Here is an 18,159-nt window from a genome sequence, read left to right as displayed (position 1 = left end):
TTATTGATTAATGTTAAACGTCACATTCACACGGGCGTTCACACTCTCTTGCCCTGGCAAAGACAGCGACATTTCTTTGGAAAACGTGTCGGCACGCATGACTGGTATCGGCATATTGCCACCAGATTCAGATATTGCAACCACTTCACCCACTTCCACACCTAATTCTTTTGCTAGCAACTGTGCTCTATTCTTTGCATCAGCGACCGCTGTTACCAACGCTTTCTGATAGACAGAGGCTTCACCCATGTTTACAAAATTGAATTGTTGGATACGATCAACACCTCTTTTGAGCACGCCATCAAGCACACGATCGTAATTCTCTAAATCTGTTGAGGTAATGGCGATTTCTCTAGACAGTGTAAAACCATCTTGTTCTCTACCCTGCGGCGTATTGTTGTATCGGGGCGAAAGACGTACTTGCATACTTTGAATGTAACGCTCTTCGATACCCTCTTCTAATAAAAAACTAACAATAGATGTTAAGTCGTTTTCAAGCTGCCCATTGAGCTTTGTTACCGTTGTGCCTTGTTCATCAACGATAAAGGTAACGGAGTAAGCATTAGGTGTAACATCGATGGCTCCTACTCCTTGTACACTAATTGTCCCTAATGACCTTTCATTGGCTTGCGATTCTTTTTCCTTAACAGCATCCTTACTCGCCTCAGTATGTGCATGGCTTTGTGCAGTGTATAAAGGTGCGGTAAACAAGGTAAGGAGTATAAGTGTCTTGGTAAATGTAAGCACGTTTTGCATATCAGTTCCTTTAATCGATATTAAGGTTAATTATAGCGCGTCCAGTCTATGCCATCCTATATGAACCCTGAGTGAACAAATAACAAGGCTTTAGTTTTAAAATAAAAAAGCTGGCTGCATATTTATTTCTGCCTCCAGCTTTAGGTTAATCTCTATTTGTAATTTAGTATTTGTATATAATTACTTAAGTACAGTTTTAAGCGACGCGATACAGTGATCGATGTTGCGCTGTTTACAGGCATATCCCATGAGACCGATACGCCATACCTTTCCAGCATGTTCTCCTAAACCAGCACCAATTTCTAAATTAAACTCATTGAGTAACTGACTGCGCACCGCGGCGTCATCAACACCATCGGGTATTTGTACAACGTTGAGCTGAGGCAATCTAAAATCGCTATTTACTGTAAGCTTTAGACCTATCTCTTCAAGGCCTTGTGCTAACTTTGCGTGTCCGCTTGCGTGTCTATCCCACGCATTCTCAAGACCTTCCTCTTTCAATACGAGAAGCGATTCGTACATCGCGTACATACTGTTAACCGGTGCGGTATGGTGATAAGCACGTTTAGCGCCCTTGCCCCAATACCCTACGATCAAATTCATATCGAGAAACCAGCTTTGCACTTTTGTTTGTCTGTTTTGAATCACTGAAACAGCTTTATCACTGAAAGACACTGGCGCTATGCCGGGTACGCAACTGAGACACTTTTGCGAACCTGAGTAGATGGCGTCTATTCCCCAGCCGTCAACCTCGAGTTCGATACCGCCAAGAGAGGTAACAGCATCAACAATAGTTAAGCAATTGTGTTTCTGAGCAAGCTCACACAGTAATTTGGCTTCGTTTCTCACCCCTGTTGAGGTTTCTGCATGCACAAATGCCACTACCTTTACATCTGGATTGGCGTTCAGTGCGTCTTCCACTGCATTAAGGTCGGTCTGCTCTCCCCACGTGTTGTGAATGGTAATGGCAGTGCCGCCGCAGCGTTCTACATTTTCAACCATGCGCAAACCGAAAACGCCGTTAACGCAAACAATGACTTTATCACCAGGTTCAACAAGATTCACAAAACATGCTTCCATGCCGGCAGAGCCAGGGGCAGATATGGGCATTGTTAGCGCATTTTCAGTTTTAAACGCGTATTGCAGTAAGTTTTTGGTTTCATCCATCAATTCAATGAACAAAGGGTCGAGGTGCCCTAGTGTAGGACGCGCCATGGCGTTAAGAATACGAGGGCTTACATCAGAGGGGCCCGGTCCCATTAAAGTGCGCTCTGGTGGAATAAATGTTGATAGTGATTTTGTAGATGCCGTTGTAAATGCCGTTGTAGATGCTTTCATATTAGCCCCTCTTACATTCAGGAGTTTTAATTCATAGCCACATACTACAAGGTTCGTCATGTGGTACAACCATCTGTATTCAACATAAATCTTGTGAATACGGTTTTAGCTAAACATTTTCAAAATATGGAGGTGCTTCAGGCTCAATGGAGGAAGATTTTGACGATACCTAACGGGATTTCTATACATTACGCACTGATAACTTGGTGAGTTATGTGCAAAAAATAGGGTTATTTAATGGTCGAACCAGAGGTGTTAGTTCGTAAGGCATTGTTATGAAGAAATAAATTTTTAAAATAACGGTGTCACAAAAAATTAACTGTTAATTTGTTTATAAAATGCACAAAGCTATTCTATACTTATCGTTCAACGTTAATACATACATTATCTCTCCCTGTAAAAGTTAGCGCACGGCTCAGAGATGAGCCATTCCCCTAGGCCCAGAACGATTGTTCTGGGCGTTTTTTATTGGGCTAACTGTTTGTGAATTAAAGCCTTCATGCGTCTGAACTGTTATTGATTTAAATTTTATAGATCTATTTTTATCGAGATGAAGTTAACGCGCGGGAACTGAGCGGCATCACAAAGCAGTTAGGTGCTTCAAATAGTGTTGCGCATTGCCTCGATAATGGGCAGCGGAAGCTTCTAGCTTTGACGCGACGCTTTCATCAAGTGTTTTCACCACTTTTCCAGGTGAACCAACTACCAAGCTATAATCCGGTATTTCCATGTTCTCGGTGATTAAAGCGTTTGCACCAATAATGCAATACTTTCCAATATTTGCCCCATTTAAAACAACTGCATTAATACCAATTAACGAGTAATCACCAATGGTGCAACCATGAAGCATTACTTTATGACCAACGGTAACACCTGTGCCAAGAGTAAGAGGAACACCAGCATCGGTGTGCAGGACACTACCATCTTGGATATTGGTATCTTTTCCTACCGTAATAGTGTCCATATCGCCACGAATAACTGCGTTAAACCACACGCTGCTTCCATGCTGAAGGCTCACGTTACCGATGACATGAGCGCCAGGTGCGATATACGCACTTTCGTCAACCGTTGGCGTTAATTCGCCTAATGAATAGTGCATGTTTTTCTCCTTCAAGTGTCCTTTTTAATGGCCGTTCTAAAAACCCTTTTACAAACAATGCTGGCCTCGAATCAGGCTCTGTATTTTTTTGTGTCGATTGACTGATAGACGATACGCAAATAGTGAATGTAATTTTGCCATATAAAATTACACGTCTACCTGACGCATCAACCCTTCCTGAGACGTTGAGGCGACAAGTTCGCCTTGCTGAGTAAAAATTTGACCTCTTACTAAACCACGAGCACCGCCACTAAAAGGGCTGTCCATGGCATAAAGTAACCATTCATTTAAGTTCACAGGGCGATGAAACCACATTGCATGGTCAATGGTTGCCATCCTCAATGATTTGTCGGTGACTGCGACGCCATGCGGTTGTAGTGATGTACTTAAAAAATGGTAGTCAGACGCGTAAGCAACAGCAGCTTGATGAACGGACAAAGACCCAACAAGGGGATCCCTCGCCTTCATCCATATATAGCGCGTTGGGTCACGCTTTACTGGTTGATAAGAGTTAGCCGCATTAATAGTGCGTATATCTACCGGTTTGTGATAGCTCAGAGCCTCTCTCATTGGCCTCGCTATTTTACTAAAATTCTCTTGGTAAAAATCGATGTCTGACTGCACCTCTTCAGGTGGCGGCACGTTAGGCATTTCGGGGGCCTGATGATGCATGCCTTCTTGAGGTACTTGAAACGATGCCGTCATATAAAAAATGTTTCGACCGTCTTGAATAGCCTTCACCCTTCTCGCGGAGAAGCTGCGGCCATCACGGACAATTTCAACATCATAAACTACCGGTTTTTTCGCATCGCCAGGTAATAAAAAATAGGTGTGAAACGAATGGGCAACGCGGTCTTTATCAACAGTTTCATAGGCTGCTGCGAGGGCCTGACCAAGCACTTGGCCACCAAAAAGCGCTCTAAATCCTAGGTCCCAGCTTTGTCCTCGGTAAAGGCCTGCTTCTACAGTTTCTAACTCAAATAGCGAGGATAGTTTTATGTCAGACATGTTGTTCTTTCTCTTGGTTTAATGCTTTGGGATTTCTTGGATAATACTTTTCAGGCAGTGATGCCTTATGCTCAAAAAAGCGAGTATCTTTATAGGGTAACTTCATAAACCCTGAAATACCTAACCCTTTTATAAGCGGAATTTGCGCCACTAAGTTTTCAAGAAGTGCCTTAAAGGTATCTTCTTGACTGTGATCGAGTAGCGTATAGTAATTATGAATTTTCAAGTGCATAGGCAAAGCCTCAAAAATAATGCATCCCGTATGATGAATCGCATTGAGGGCCTTGATAGTGTCGATGATAGTTTCAGGCAGCTTAAGTAACTCATCGGGATCATCACCATCTTCGAAATAAGAATGGGTTCTACTGTCGTCTTTTGACAATGATACTTTTGATAACTCGTACGGAATGTGTAGCGCCTTAGACGGAATAAAGTCTTGTTGCTCATTATCACGTTCAATGTGTACGGTGTTTTTCGCATTGAACATACAGCATTTAAATACTGCTGGCTTGTGAATGGCCCTCGCTAGAGTAATCACATTATTGACGGCCTGTTCAAAGGCACGGCGTAAACTTGGGTCGTGCAGGTTCAAACTAGAGTCTACATAGATACCCTCAGGCTCCCACCTGACAGCCATTCCCCCAACCACGGGATAGCGACCTAAACGACTGATAGCAGAAACAAACGCTTTTTCAGTATCTCCCATACCTTGAAGGTAGTTTTTGTAATATCGATCAAACTGGGCGTCATCAATATACCGCAACTCTTCACTTTCAAGCGCAGCTTGCTGGCGAAGGTATGATTTTCTTGAGCTGTAAACCACCGTCTCGATATCTTGGCTCGTTTGGTGGACCCAGGTAGGAATAAGCGCCGTGTAAGCAGTGTCTTTATCCTCTGAAAACACCATATTTTTCAGCACATGAAGGTGCTTAAAAAAATAGTCTCCCCCCTGCCTTCTTTTGGTCGCATCTTCATCTAACATGTAGGTGAGTATATCAGCCAGCATTTTGGGCAGGCCTAAGGAAGAAGGCGTAATAACTTTACTGCCATAACGGCAAGATTGCCCTGATGCCAGTGCATATAGCGTGCTGGCTAGCCCCTGCTCATCAAAGCGAGGGGTGGATAAAGCGCCGTTAAGTTGCTCTTCACCGATAAAATACACATCGCCAAGACGAGCGTTAGTTTGTTGAAGCTCCCCCGACATTAAATCCATAACGTTATTGGTAATGAATTGCCCTGACGCGTCAGTTTGGGCGAACACCGACGAGCCCCAGTCGATAAGACCAATACACTCGTTTTCAGCGTCCCATACCAAGTTTGACGGCTTAATGTCGCCATGTACGATGGGTTTTTCCAGCCCCTTGTCGACAAAATGCCTAAACTGAAACAGCAGCTGACCAACTTGCACCGCAATTTTAACAATCACTCGAGGCGGTAAGGGGCCTAATCGAAGGCTCACCTTTTCAAGGTCCTCTCCTGGTGCTTGGGCCATGACCAGAATGGACTGTTTTTTAATCTGCTGATATTCAATAAAGCGAGGGACATATTCATGCTTTACATGAGACAACATGAACGCTTCTTCTTCTAACCGCTCTCGAATATGTTGGGGAAGCGTGATTCGTGAGAATTTAAATACCCGTTGTTCGCCGTTGGGCGATGTACCAGAGAAAGCAAAACCAAAGGCACCTTTTCCTAGCAGTTCAATATTGATATATCCTAGGCTCTTAAGCTCGGCCATACACAGACTCACCCAGTCTTTTAACTTTTTAGCGTCCGCATGGGACAGCAAGTAAATAGACTGTTCGTCGGGTATATAAAAGTGCTTAAGACCTTTGAGTTGGGACATGATTAATTATCTTCGTTAACCCAAACAAGTCTACATGTGCTGTTTTCACCAATGTAGCCTGTTACCTCATTCATAGCCGCACTCAGTGTGGTATCAAGCTGCCATGGTGGGTTTATCACCATTATCCCTGAACCATACATACCTGCATCATGGGTATTTTCAGCTACCTGCATTTCAGCTTTAAAACAGGGTGCTCCCAATGCACTGAGTGCTTCGCACATACGTTCACTGGCCCCGTGTTTTGCCCCTGCACGCTCAGACAGTAGCGGATACCACACAACTATTTGGGCTTGTTGCCATCGCTTTAAAACGCCCTCGATACCACTTACCACATCGTCGTATTCGTTAACTCTTTCGTAAGGCGGGTCTATTAATATCGCCCCTCTGTTTGGCTTTGGAGGGGTAAGCGCTATTAAGCCTTCGAATCCATCTCGCTTGTGACAATGTGAGTGATGCCCGGCATAGGCAGCAAAATTAGCCTCAAGCTTGGCATACTCTGCGGGATGAAGTTCCATAGCATGAAGTACGTCGTGCTCCCGCTTTAATTCGGCACTGATGATGGGAGAGCCTGGGTAGGCATCTTTGTCTACAAATCGTTGGCATAGCGTAATGTAATCATTGAGTAGTTCACAACTTGCTGACACATTGCTTAAACTCGACACGCCAGTTTCGTACTCTTTATTCTTTGCAGATAGCGAATCGGTAAAGTCATATAAACCGGCTCCTGCATGGGAGTCATAAAGGGTAAAGGGCTTGTCTTTTTTCTTAAGCGCTTTTATTACGCCTAACCAGCACAAGTGTTTAATAACGTCGGCGTGATTGCCCGCGTGAAATGCATGTTGATAACTTAACACAAAACCTCTACATCGATTTTTGATAACTCTGTAACGCCATAATAACCTCTCGTGTTAACCGAGTACATTCCTAAGCCAACGGGGGTTAAAAAAAGGGCTAGAAAATAGGGCAATAAAAAAGGGCTAATTGTCATACCAATTAGCCCTTTTAAGACGCTACTTTCTAGGCGCTCCGTTAGTCACGCTGTGTTAGCTCTTTCAAACTTTGCCTATTTCAAATGCATGAGCATCTTTTCAGGCGAAGTAAGGTAGCTCATCCATAGGTTATTAAAACGAACCATGGTTGCGCCATCAATTATGCGATGATCCCCTGACCAATTAACCGCCATAATATGCTGAGCAATCACGTTATCGTCGGCATCAAATCGTGGCAATTTTTGGGTTTTGCCCAAGGCAACAATGGCGGCTTCCGGTTTGTTAATCACAGGAGTCGCTGTGATCCCACCAATCGCACCGATATTTGAGATACTGATGGTACCTCCTTTAAGGTGCTCACCAGATACTCGCCCTGCTCTTGCTTGGTCAATAATATGCTGCATTTGCACAGCAATATCGAGTAGCGACAGATGCTGAACCCCTTTAATATTGGGCACTAACAACCCTATCTTGGAGTCCACAGCAAATCCAATATTGTGGTCATCGAAATAGGTGAGCTCAGTACCTTCATCATTGAGCTGACTATTGATGACTGGAAACTCGGTAAGCGCTAGCGACATGGCCTTGACGAAAAACGGCATGAAGCTAAGTTTAACCTCTTTTTTCTCAAACTCGGGCTTGAGATTTGTGCGAAGTGCAATGAGATTATCCATTACCACCTCATCACTCACCGTAAAGTGTGGAATGGTATACACAGAGGCCGCCATTTGTTTCGCCATTGCAGATTGGATACCGCGCACTTTTTCCACGCGAGTTGAGCCTGTAACAGTATTTTGAACTGCGCTCGTTGAAGACTCTTTCGCTGATGCTGCTGTAGACGTTGCATCTTTACCTGACACCGATTGGCTTGACTCAGAAGAAGACGCAGAAGCAGACGCAGAAACAGATGTAAGTACGTCAGATTTTAAAATACGCCCCTTTTTCCCCGAACCCGATACGTTGAGCAAATCAATATCTTTCTCTCTGGCGATACGACGCACCGCAGGACTTGCTAGCACTTTACCTGGAATAGAAATAGGTGGTTCAAAGTCACCGTCTTTCCATTTGGTATCGTTTTCCCGTTCGACTGCTTTACTGCCGCTTTGTGCATTAGCATTCGAAGACGTCGGTTTGGCGCTAGCTGCACTGTTAGAATCTGATGCTTTGGCATTGGCTGGTGCTTGCTCTCGAACTTCAGCGCCCTCAACAGAAAGCGCGAAAAGTGGGCTGTGTACTGCAGCAATTTCACCCTGTGCATAATAAAGTTTGTGAACGATACCCGCATTTTTGGCAGGAATTTCCACTACAGCTTTATCGGTCATCACCTCAACAACGGCCTGATCTTCTTCAATGCTGTCGCCTTCTTGCACATTCCATTTAACAATTTCACATTCAACAATCCCCTCACCAATATCGGGAAGAATAAAGTCTTCGATAGTCGATGAATGAGATGACGCATTTGAAGTTGTTGAATTGCTACTGTTAGTCTGAGATGCGCCTTGTTCAGCCGTATCTCTTTCAGCTGCTTCTGAAATGGAAGCTTCTGCATCAGAAGCGTCTGGCTTCATGGAGAATAGCGGCTCGTGCACTTTTGCTATTTCACCTACAGCATAGTGCAGCTTTTCTACTACGCCTGCATGCATGGCAGGAATTTGTACTGTCGCTTTATCCGTCATGACTTCGGCTACTGGCTGGTCTTCTTCAATGTGTTCGCCTTCGCTAACCAACCATTCCAACAACTCACATTCAACAATGCCTTCACCAATGTCGGGTAAAATAAATTCAATTGTCATTGCTACTTCTCCCGTCATTAATAATGAAGCGTACGCTTAATAGCTTCGTACGTTTTAATTTCGTCTGGCATGTATTCTTTTTCATGAGCTAGTGGATAAGGTGTATCTAAACCACACACTCGAGCAATGGGCGCTTCAAGATATAAAAAACAACGCTCTTGAATACTTGCTGCAATTTCACTGGCAAAACCGCCCGTGAGTGGTGCTTCGTGGTTAATCAGCAAACGTCCCGTCTTCATGACTGACTGCATAACTGTGTCCACATCCCAAGGTAATATACTTCTCAAGTCTACAATTTCACATGACACACCGTCTTCAAGTGCCATATCTGCCGCTTTTTGCAAAATCTCTATTTGAGCACCCCATCCCAGCAACGTAATGTCGTTACCTTCTTGCACAATATCGGCTTTACCCAGAGGCAGTTCATAATCTTCCTCAGGAACATCGGCCACAGAAGCTCTGTAAAGACGCTTAGGCTCCATGAACAGAACTGGATTTTTATCTCTTATAGAAGCAAGCAATAACCCTTTTGCATGGTATGGGTCTCTCGGTACCACTATTTTTAGGCCTGGGCAGTGAGCAAAAAAGGCTTCCGGAGATTGGCTATGATACAGGCCGCCCGCAATGCCGCCGCCGTAGGGAGTGCGAATGGTCAACGAACCAACATCGAATTGACTACCTGAGCGGTATCGCCACTTCGCTGTTTCATTCACAATTTGATCAAATGCGGGGAAAATATAATCGCCAAATTGAATTTCCGCTACCGGTACTGAGCCCTGTGACGCTAATCCATTCGCAAATCCGATAATCCCTTGCTCGGTTAGAGGGGTGTTGAAACATCTACCTTTACCGAACTTTTCTTGTAAGTGGCTTGTCGCGCGAAAAACACCGCCAAAATGGCCAACATCTTCACCAAACACCATCACTTTTTCATCTTCGGTCATGGCAGTAATGAGGGCGTTATTAATTGCTTGTAGTAAATTCATTTTAGCCATTACTTCACTCTCCCCGCTGTTTTAGGATATCTCTGAGGATATTTCTTAATATGTGCCTTTAATGAGGCTAACTGTTCTTTTAAATGCCAAGGTGGGGTATCGTATACGTCTTCGATGATGTCGTCGATATCACACACATCTGTTTTTTCACACGCCTTCATAGCTGCAAGCACATCTTGTCTCGCTTTTTCCACGCGCTTGTCATTTTCTTTTTCATCAAACCATCCCTTCCCTTCAAGCCAATTGGCCATTCGGGTAATTGGGTCTTTGGCGCGCCATTTATCTTCTTCGTCTCTTGAGCGATAACCCGTTGGATCGTCAGACGTGGAGTGTGCAGCAAGGCGATATGTCATCGCTTCAATGAGCACGGGACACTTTTCTGCAATAGCAAGGGCCCTGGCTTCTTTTGTTGCAGCGTAAACTGCCAGCGGGTCGTTACCATCAACGCGAATAGTCTTAATGCCATAGCCTAGACCACGAGACGCTATCCCGTCACCGGCAAATTGTTCTTCAGCTGGCGTCGATATGGCGTATCCATTATTACGGCAGAAAAATATAACTGGGCAGTTTAAGACCGCAGCCATATTCAAACCGGCGTGGAAATCACCCTCAGATGCAGCACCTTCACCAAAATAGCAGATGGTAACAACGTCTTTTCCAGACATCTTTTGGCCGTAAGCATAACCCGATGCCTGTGGGATCTGGGTACCAAGGGGTGATGAGATAGTCATGAAATTCAGCGCTTTGTCACCATAGTGAATGGGCATTTGACGGCCTTTGTTTGGGTCGTCTTTGTTGCTGAACATTTGGTTCATGAATTGGTTTGTTGTGTAACCACGGTAGGCTAATGCGCCCTGCTCTCTGTACTGCGACATGATCATATCGTCTGGTGACAGCGCTGCCGCGCTTGCTACCGATGCAGCTTCCTCGCCGGTGCTGGCAAGATAGAAACTAATACGACCCTGGCGCTGCGCACCGACCATTCTCTCGTCTAAGACACGAATATATTCCATCGTGTCATAAATTTTTAGTGATTCTTCTTTTGTCAGTGTGGGTTCCACTGCGCCATCAATGACACTTCCTTCAGCAGACAAGATCTGAAGCATTGGGATGTCGACCACACCATTTTTTATTATTTGTACGTTGGATACGGTTTTTACATCTGCGAGATGATTTCTATCTTTCACAATTTTTCCTCTTATATTTGAGGGCTAATAGCAATATCTATCGTTGTAAAAGATGGTAGTAGAAACAATGAGGAAGTGTATTCCTCATTAGAAATGAATTTGTTTGCAAGATGAAGAGCATGAACTACTAAACCTGCTCAAGATAGGATATCTATCCTACAAAGGTAAATTCGTTGTAAAAATTGTGACATTAATGAGAAATATAATTCTATTTAATGAACAGCTAGCCGTCGGAAAAGAAACATTTGCCAAAGCCGAAATGTGTAATTTAGTTACGAAATTTGCGTATCTCACAGCGAAAACATCGCAAAATCTTTTTGTTTTATTCCAAATTCATACCCGATGTAAATGTAACAAAATATGTAATGTATTTAATTTTGAAACACTCATGACATTCATGTGACAAGTGTGCTAATAATTGTAGGGTCTTGGTGAAAAAGGCAATGTGGAATGTGCCAGCTTAAAAATAATAAAAGCATATTCACTGAGGCGCCGGGGAATAAAACCACAAGAGATTAACTATGAAAAAAACAACTTTAAGCGCTGCAATATTGGTGGCTTTGTCTGCCACAACTGCTGCAGCGAATGACAGATTCGATATAGAAACCCTCACTAAGAGGTTCGAAAAAAATGCAACTGTTGAACAGTCTGCAATTGCCAAGTCGGCAACAACATGGCTCGTTAAAGCGAAAAGTTCTTCTGCCGTATCGGTAGCAGACGTGGCGCTGGCGAATCGCACTGGATTGTCTAACTTTTCTGCCCCAACAGATGCCGTTTTCGATGCAAACACGGGGCTTGATGCACTGCAGTCACAAATCGAATCTTTAGGCCTTAACGTCTCGTTTAAATCGAGAACGACTAACTTAGTTGCAGGTTTGGTTATTGATGGTTCTTCACAGGACATCGCAAAAATCAAAACCCTTAGCGGCGTAGAAAGTGTTTTGCCTGTTGTAAATTCAGAACTTCACATTGCCGATAGTGCGGAGTACATAAACGCAACAAGCTTAGTGACTGCTAATATTGCAAGTGGTCAAGGAATTCGTGTTGCCATTCTCGATTCAGGCCTAGATTATACGCATGCTGCCGTTGGCGGCCCGGGTACTATCGAAGCGTATGAAGAAGCTACGGCTGACCTTGCTGATACGCCTGCGTGGCCTATCGGTAATGTTATAGGGGGTTTCGACTTCTTTAACGGCGACCCTGATCCAATGGATAACAACAACCACGGAACGCACGTAGCGCATTCTGTTTTAGGGGTTTCTCCTGACGCACAGGTTTACGCATACACAGTATGTGACCAAAGCTGTCCAGGTGCGGCTCAATTAGCCGGCCTTGAAGCGGCAATGGATCCAAATGGCGACGGCGACATTTCAGACCGCGTAGACGTTATTAATATGTCACTTGGTGGTGATTTCGGTACCAACCGTGGTAGTGCTGTTGGCGAGCTAATCGACAAAGCGGTCGAGCTTGGTGTTGTAGTTGCCATTTCTGCTGGTAACGATGGCCCTACTCCATTTATTGTTGGCGGTCCAAGCACAACTGCCAATGCACTTTCTGTAGGCGCGATGACTCACCCTACAGTTGAAACTGCAGAAATTACTGCAACATTAGGCGAAACTGCTATTGTTGCTGTTGGCGCGGCATTTAACCCTGAGCCAGAGTTTTCAATCGATAGCACAACGCCTATCGTATACGCAGAGCCAGAAACTAATGCAACAGGTTGTGTTGAATATGCGACAGACCTTACCGACCAAGTTGTATTAATTGATCGCGGTGCGTGTGGGTTTACTACTAAAGTAGCCAATGCTGAAGCTGCTGGCGCTGCGTTTGTTATTGTAGCAAACAACATTGAAGGCGATGGCGCTTTCGTTATGGGCGGTACGCCTGCTGAGCCAATCGGCATCAACTCGGTAATGATTTCAAAAGAAGATGGCGACGCGCTTAAAGCATCAATTGAAGCCGGCAATGCAATGTTTGCTTTCGATTCAGTTCTTGTCGCCAAGCCTGGCGCGATTGCGACCTTTACTTCTCGTGGCCCTTCACTAGATGGTCTGTTAAAGCCTGAAATTACTGCACCAGGTACAGCGATTGATACAGCGGCAGTTGGTACAGGCGACGGTACGTCTCCGATAAGTGGTACTTCATTCTCAAGCCCAATTACGGCTGGAGCTTTAGCTATGCTAGCGGAAGTGTTCCCTAACCGTAATGCGTTTGAGCTTAAAGCAACGCTGATGAACTATGCGAACCTTGACGTTACGCTAGAGCCACGTTCAACTAACCCAGACGCTGAACTTGCTCCAATTAGCTATATCGGTGCAGGTCTTGTTGATGTTGAAAAAGCGTCGAAGTCTGCTACCGCAGCATGGGACTCGTCAACTAAGCAAGCTGCGCTTGCGTTTGGTCTACTTGGTCTTAACGAGACAGCGTCTATTACTAAAACAGTGACGGTTAAAAACTTCTCCGGCGAGTCTAAAACCTACACATTGTCAGATGAAGCTCGCTTCGCCAATGATGCAGAGACTGGCGCGCTTACGATGGAATACCCAAGTACATTAACTGTACCTGCGGGCCAAACAGTTACGTTTGATGTTGTGGCGACTATTGATCCATCTAAGCTTCCAGAATGGACACTTGATAGCACGGTGATGGATACACCTTTAGGCACTCCTGCACTTACATCTGTTGAATTTGATGGTGCGCTAGTGCTTACTGATGAATCTGATGCAACAATGCACCTCGTTTATCACGTATTGCCAAAAGCGTACGGCTCGGTGGAACTAGGCACTGAACTAACCGAAGACGGTGTTTTGCGTACCGTAACTAACACGGGATCTGTTGACTTTGACACGGCTCTTGTGGCTACCATGATTGATAGCGGCGTAGACGCTGACAAGCAATTTGATATTGTTAGCACCTCACTTGAGTATGCATCAACTGATACGTGTGCAGCAGGTGCGGTGGTGATTGCGAATATTACCATGCGCGACCCAATTCCATCACTTCACACAGCCGCTTTCTTTATGGATTTAGATGTTGATGGCGATGGCACTTTCGATTTTACTGCACAGACGATCAATGAGTCAGCATTTGGTAGAGAATCTACAGCCTTTATCACTTTCTCACGTCCATTCAGTGCATTATCTGGTCAATTAAATGCAACACTTTTTGAGCCGGGTTCAAATGTAGTGAGTATGGTAAGTTGTTTAGATGGATTAGGCCTATCAATTGCTGACCTTGGTAATGCGGATGCAACTGTTGCTTTCCGTGTTGAGAACAGTGCTTTTGACTTCTTCCCATCTGTAGCATACGACGAAGACTTAGTAGTTTCTAATTACTCGTTCCCACTTCTTGGCGCACCTACAGTAGTAGATGCAAGCGGTGAGGCGGTACCCACTCTAGAGCCAGGCCAATCAGCGTTCCTAAGTGGTGTAGGAACAGGCGGTTTCACGTTCCTAGGTGCTGACGGTGCTGTTGCAACAACAATTCCTGTAGACGGTGGAAATGCACCAACGATTGAAGCTCAGTCTTTTGACGTTGATGAAAACACGGAAACAGGTACGGTGGTTGGTACTATCGAAGCGTCAGACGAAGATGGTATTACAAGCCCAGTATCAGAGTTCTTCGTTCAGTCTTCTAGCTCGATTGCACTGTCTGTTTCTCGTGATGGTATCATCACGGTAGCGGATAGTTCTCTGTTAGATTTTGATGCCGGATTCGAGAGCGTTACTATGGAAGTAGTGGCAATTGATACATCTGGAAATATCTCTGAGCCGGCTGAAATTACAGTAGCAGTTAACAACCTAGCTGACGAAGTGAGTGAGCAACCTGCTCCACCACCGCCTGCTCCAGAACCTCGTTCTACTGGTGGCGGTTCTACGGGTTGGTTGAGCTTGTTACTTCTACCAGCAATCTACCTACGTAGACGCTTTAAGTAGTCTTAAGTAGCTGAAATTACAAAGCCCCTTATTTAAGGGGCTTTTTTATTGGCGCAAACTCTACAAACAAAAGTACAAATACAGGTCAATGTTTGAGTTGATGTTTAATGAGCACAATCTTAATCCTGTTTATCGTCGCTAGATAAACCATGCTGATTCACATCTAATCGCTTACTAGGCTGTACTCCCAACTCTCTAAAGTTTTCTATTTGGCGAACAATGTTTCCTCTACCACGGGTTAACTTGTTCATAGCCTGCTCAAAGCTGCCTTGTGCATTTTCTAACGACTTGCCTACTTTTTCCATATCGTTAATAAAGCCTACAAATTTGTCGTAAAGCTTTCCGGCCTGCTCTGCTATTTTTTGCGCGTTTTGATTTTGATATTCGTACTGCCAAATGTTGTTTATTGTACGCAGGGCAACAAGTAAATTAGTGGGGCTTACCAACATGATATTGTGATTTAGCGCCAAAGTGACTAGCTCTGGCTCTTCTTCTACAGCCAATAAAAATGCGGGCTCAATAGGGATAAATAGCAGCACATAGTCAAGGGTTCTTAATCCTTTGAGGTTTTGATAGTCTTTTGCTCCTAACCCCTTGATATGTCCTTTGATAGAAGTCACATGCTGGCTTAAATACAGCGCTTTTTGCGATTCATCCTCACAGTTGTAAAAACGCTCATAGGCCGCAAGACTAACTTTTGAATCTATGATGACATCTTTATCGTTAGGTAAATGGACGACAACATCCGGTTGTAAACGCCTGCCACTATCAGATTTGGCAGATACTTGGGTCTCAAATTCATGCCCCTCTCTTAGGCCCGACTCTTTTAATATGCGCTCTAAAACCACTTCGCCCCAATTTCCTTGTTTCTTATTATCTCCTTTGAGTGCGCTTGTCAGCGCAGAAGCTTCTTCTGTTATTTTTTGATTCAGCGCTTTAAGGCTTAATATCTCTGTTTTAAGAGACGCTCGTTCTTGTCCTTCTCTTATATGCTGCTCTGATATTTGTCGCTTGAAGCCTTCAAGTTCGTTCTTAAACGGCGCGAGCACTGCCTCAATATTTTGTTTAGTTTGCGTTGTGTATCGCTGCTGCTTTTCCTCAAAGATTCTATTGGCTAGATTTTCAAACTGAGTTTGCAGCCGTTGTTCAGAGGCAGCCATGTTAGCCAATTTTTCTTCATGGTTTTCATGAAGCGCATCTATTCGCCCTTGCTGGGCCTCGTTTTGCGCTTTAACTCTAGCTAGCGTGATGCGCTCTTCATGTAGCGACTGCACTAGAGATTGATTCGTAATTTCTAGTTGCTCGACTCGTTCAGATTTTGCGCTAACCACCGCGAAGTGTTGTCTTAGCGATGTTAGTTCATTGGATATCTCGTCATAACTGCTTTCTTTGTTTCGTAGTTGAGCGTTTAAATGTAAAGAACGAGCAACAAAGCCGACAAGAAGAAATAAGGTGATGACAGCAATGATGAATAATACAAGGGAGTGTGAGGATAAGTATTGGATAAACATAGTGCGCTTTTGTACTGTTATTTTGTACAGCACTATAAACAAAAACAGGCGCCATTGGCACCTGTTTTTTTCTAGTGACTACCCAACACTCATCATGCGTGTTGGGCGAAGTCATATAGAATGCGTTTATTTACTTAGTGACGAATCTAAATCTTCGATTTTTGCCTTCCAAATAGCAGGTCCCGTTTTGTGGGCATTAGCACCTGTGCTATCAACTGCTACCGTTACCGGCATATCTTCAACGTCAAACTCGTAAATAGCTTCCATACCAAGCTCTTCAAAGGCCACAACTCGAGACTTCTTGATGGCTTTTGACACTAAGTAAGCAGCACCGCCCACAGCCATTAAATATACGGCTTTGTGTTTAGCGATTGAGTCTACTGTAGCAGGACCGCGTTCAGCTTTACCAATCATGCCGATAAGGCCTGTTTTTTCAAGCATCATATCGGTGAACTTATCCATACGTGTTGCGGTTGTTGGGCCTGCTGGGCCAACCACTTCATCGCCAACCGCATCAACCGGTCCTACGTAATAAATGAATCGATTAGTAAGGTCAACGCCTTCTGGAAGTCCTTCACCATTATCCATCATGGTTTGAATGCGCTTATGGGCAGCATCTCGCCCGGTTAGCATTTTTCCAGAAAGTAGTACTGTTTCGCCTACTTTCCAGTCTTGTATGTCTTCTTTAGTCACATCGTTTAAATTTACGCGGCGAGTATTTTCACCAACTTCCCAGGTCACTTCTGGCCAGTCTTCTAGACGTGGTGGCGTGAAATCTGCAGGACCCGAACCATCAAGGTAGAAATGAGCGTGGCGTGTGGCCGCGCAGTTAGGGATCATAGCAACTGGTTTAGATGCAGCGTGAGTAGGCAATGATTTAATCTTTACATCAACAACGGTAGTCAAACCGCCTAAGCCTTGCGCCCCAATACCTAGCTTATTAACTCGCTCAAAAATCTCAAGACGCAATTTTTCATCGGTATTTTGCGGGCCGCGTTCAATCAATTCCTGAATGTCCACAGGGTCCATCAAACTCTCTTTCGCCAAGACCGCTGCTTTTTCAGCAGTACCACCTATGCCTATGCCAAGCATACCTGGTGGACACCATCCGGCTCCCATGGTCGGCAATGTTTTTACTACCCAATCGGCAATATCGTCACTCGGGTTAAGCATTACCATTTTTGATTTATTTTCAGAGCCACCGCCTTTAGCAGCGATCATCACTTCAATTTTAGTACCTGGCACCATGTCGATATGGACAACTGCTGGTGTGTTGTCTTTAGTATTCTGCCTTGCCCCTGCTGGGTCTGACACAATAGAAGCTCTTAGGGGATTATCTGGGTTGAGGTAGGCACGGCGCGTCCCCTCATCTACCATTTCCTGCACTGTCATGTCGGTCTTATCCCAAGACACGCCCATTCCTACTTTTACAAAACAGGTTACTATCCCGGTGTCTTGGCACAAGGGACGTTTGCCCTCTGCCGACATACGAGAATTAATAAGAATCTGAGCCATGGCGTCTTTGGCCGCTTGGCTTTGCTCTTTGTTATAGGCTTCCTCGACTGCTTTTACATAGTCTAATGGATGGTAGTAAGAAATGAACTGCAGGGAATCTTCAATACTATCAATGAAGTCTTGTTGACGGATAACGGTCATGACATCCTCTTTTTATTTGGCTTTCGTGGTCTTAGCTAGCTAAAAG

12 protein-coding genes are annotated in these 18,159 nt (G+C 44.5%); 1 reads left to right on the top strand and 11 read right to left on the bottom strand.

The window, feature by feature from the left end:
- The 9 genes from JV36_RS0103355 to JV36_RS0103315 form a co-directional block, all read right to left on the bottom strand.
- The gene (locus JV36_RS0103355; protein ID WP_081926511.1) at nt 1-756 is read right to left on the bottom strand and encodes an SIMPL domain-containing protein; all 756 of its coding nucleotides are present in this window, start codon (nt 754-756) and stop codon (nt 1-3) included.
- Nucleotides 757-936: 180 nt separating this feature from the next.
- Nucleotides 937-2,016 (bottom strand): pyridoxal-phosphate-dependent aminotransferase family protein, encoded by a 1,080-nt coding sequence (locus JV36_RS0103350; protein ID WP_032094257.1) that lies wholly within the window; start codon nt 2,014-2,016, stop codon nt 937-939.
- Between the two features lie 658 nt (nt 2,017-2,674).
- Nucleotides 2,675-3,193, bottom strand: coding sequence for a gamma carbonic anhydrase family protein (locus tag JV36_RS0103345; RefSeq protein WP_032094126.1), 519 nt, complete (start codon nt 3,191-3,193; stop codon nt 2,675-2,677).
- 147 nt (nt 3,194-3,340) lie between these two features.
- On the bottom strand, nt 3,341-4,201 hold the full coding sequence (locus JV36_RS0103340; RefSeq protein ID WP_032094127.1) for an acyl-CoA thioesterase: 861 nt from the start codon (nt 4,199-4,201) through the stop codon (nt 3,341-3,343).
- Nucleotides 4,194-6,047 carry a protein kinase domain-containing protein gene (locus JV36_RS0103335; RefSeq protein ID WP_032094128.1) on the bottom strand — a complete coding sequence of 618 codons (1,854 nt, stop codon included), beginning with the start codon at nt 6,045-6,047 and terminating at the stop codon, nt 4,194-4,196. The genes JV36_RS0103340 and JV36_RS0103335 overlap by 8 nt, the downstream gene beginning before the upstream one ends.
- Before the next feature lie 2 nt (nt 6,048-6,049).
- Nucleotides 6,050-6,901, bottom strand: a complete 852-nt coding sequence (locus tag JV36_RS0103330; RefSeq protein ID WP_032094129.1) for a 23S rRNA (adenine(2030)-N(6))-methyltransferase RlmJ — start codon at nt 6,899-6,901, stop codon at nt 6,050-6,052.
- Nucleotides 6,902-7,110: 209 nt separating this feature from the next.
- On the bottom strand, nt 7,111-8,829 hold the full coding sequence (locus JV36_RS0103325; RefSeq protein ID WP_032094258.1) for a dihydrolipoyllysine-residue acetyltransferase: 1,719 nt from the start codon (nt 8,827-8,829) through the stop codon (nt 7,111-7,113).
- 17 nt (nt 8,830-8,846) lie between these two features.
- A complete protein-coding gene (locus JV36_RS0103320; RefSeq protein WP_032094130.1) occupies nt 8,847-9,824 on the bottom strand; it encodes an alpha-ketoacid dehydrogenase subunit beta in 978 nt (325 codons plus the stop codon).
- Complete coding sequence (locus tag JV36_RS0103315; RefSeq protein WP_081926510.1) at nt 9,824-11,011, bottom strand: thiamine pyrophosphate-dependent dehydrogenase E1 component subunit alpha; 1,188 nt, start codon at nt 11,009-11,011, stop codon at nt 9,824-9,826. The genes JV36_RS0103320 and JV36_RS0103315 overlap by 1 nt, the downstream gene beginning before the upstream one ends.
- 521 nt (nt 11,012-11,532) lie before the next feature.
- On the opposite strand from JV36_RS0103315, the gene JV36_RS0103305 reads away from it, so the two are divergent.
- A complete protein-coding gene (locus JV36_RS0103305; RefSeq protein ID WP_032094133.1) occupies nt 11,533-14,946 on the top strand; it encodes a S8 family serine peptidase in 3,414 nt (1,137 codons plus the stop codon).
- Nucleotides 14,947-15,065: 119 nt separating this feature from the next.
- Here the strand turns inward: JV36_RS0103305 and rmuC are convergent, their stop codons facing one another.
- On the bottom strand, nt 15,066-16,457 hold the full coding sequence (gene rmuC, locus JV36_RS0103300) for a DNA recombination protein RmuC (RefSeq protein ID WP_032094134.1): 1,392 nt from the start codon (nt 16,455-16,457) through the stop codon (nt 15,066-15,068).
- 126 nt (nt 16,458-16,583) lie between these two features.
- Entirely contained in the window at nt 16,584-18,113 is a 1,530-nt protein-coding gene (locus JV36_RS0103295) for a fumarate hydratase (RefSeq protein WP_032094135.1), read from the bottom strand.
- Nucleotides 18,114-18,159: the final 46 nt, after the last annotated feature.

Source organism: Alteromonas sp. LOR, from assembly GCF_000753865.1.
GTDB lineage: Bacteria > Pseudomonadota > Gammaproteobacteria > Enterobacterales > Alteromonadaceae > Alteromonas.
Note: the sequence above shows the minus strand (reverse complement) of the source record. Positions and strands in the feature narration are given on the sequence as shown.

Bases quoted from the DNA above. Each gene is read 5' to 3' on its own strand.
- JV36_RS0103355 (WP_081926511.1), bottom strand. From the start codon at position 756: ATGCAAAACGTGCTTACATTTACCAAGACACTTATACTCCTTACCTTG.
- JV36_RS0103350 (WP_032094257.1), bottom strand. From the start codon at position 2,016: ATGGGACCGGGCCCCTCTGATGTAAGCCCTCGTATTCTTAACGCCATG.
- JV36_RS0103345 (WP_032094126.1), bottom strand. From the start codon at position 3,193: ATGCACTATTCATTAGGCGAATTAACGCCAACGGTTGACGAAAGTGCG.
- JV36_RS0103340 (WP_032094127.1), bottom strand. From the start codon at position 4,201: ATGTCTGACATAAAACTATCCTCGCTATTTGAGTTAGAAACTGTAGAA.
- JV36_RS0103335 (WP_032094128.1), bottom strand. From the start codon at position 6,047: ATGTCCCAACTCAAAGGTCTTAAGCACTTTTATATACCCGACGAACAG.
- JV36_RS0103325 (WP_032094258.1), bottom strand. From the start codon at position 8,829: ATGACAATTGAATTTATTTTACCCGACATTGGTGAAGGCATTGTTGAA.
- JV36_RS0103320 (WP_032094130.1), bottom strand. From the start codon at position 9,824: ATGGCTAAAATGAATTTACTACAAGCAATTAATAACGCCCTCATTACT.
- JV36_RS0103305 (WP_032094133.1), top strand. From the start codon at position 11,533: ATGAAAAAAACAACTTTAAGCGCTGCAATATTGGTGGCTTTGTCTGCC.
- rmuC (WP_032094134.1), bottom strand. From the start codon at position 16,457: ATGTTTATCCAATACTTATCCTCACACTCCCTTGTATTATTCATCATT.
- JV36_RS0103295 (WP_032094135.1), bottom strand. From the start codon at position 18,113: ATGACCGTTATCCGTCAACAAGACTTCATTGATAGTATTGAAGATTCC.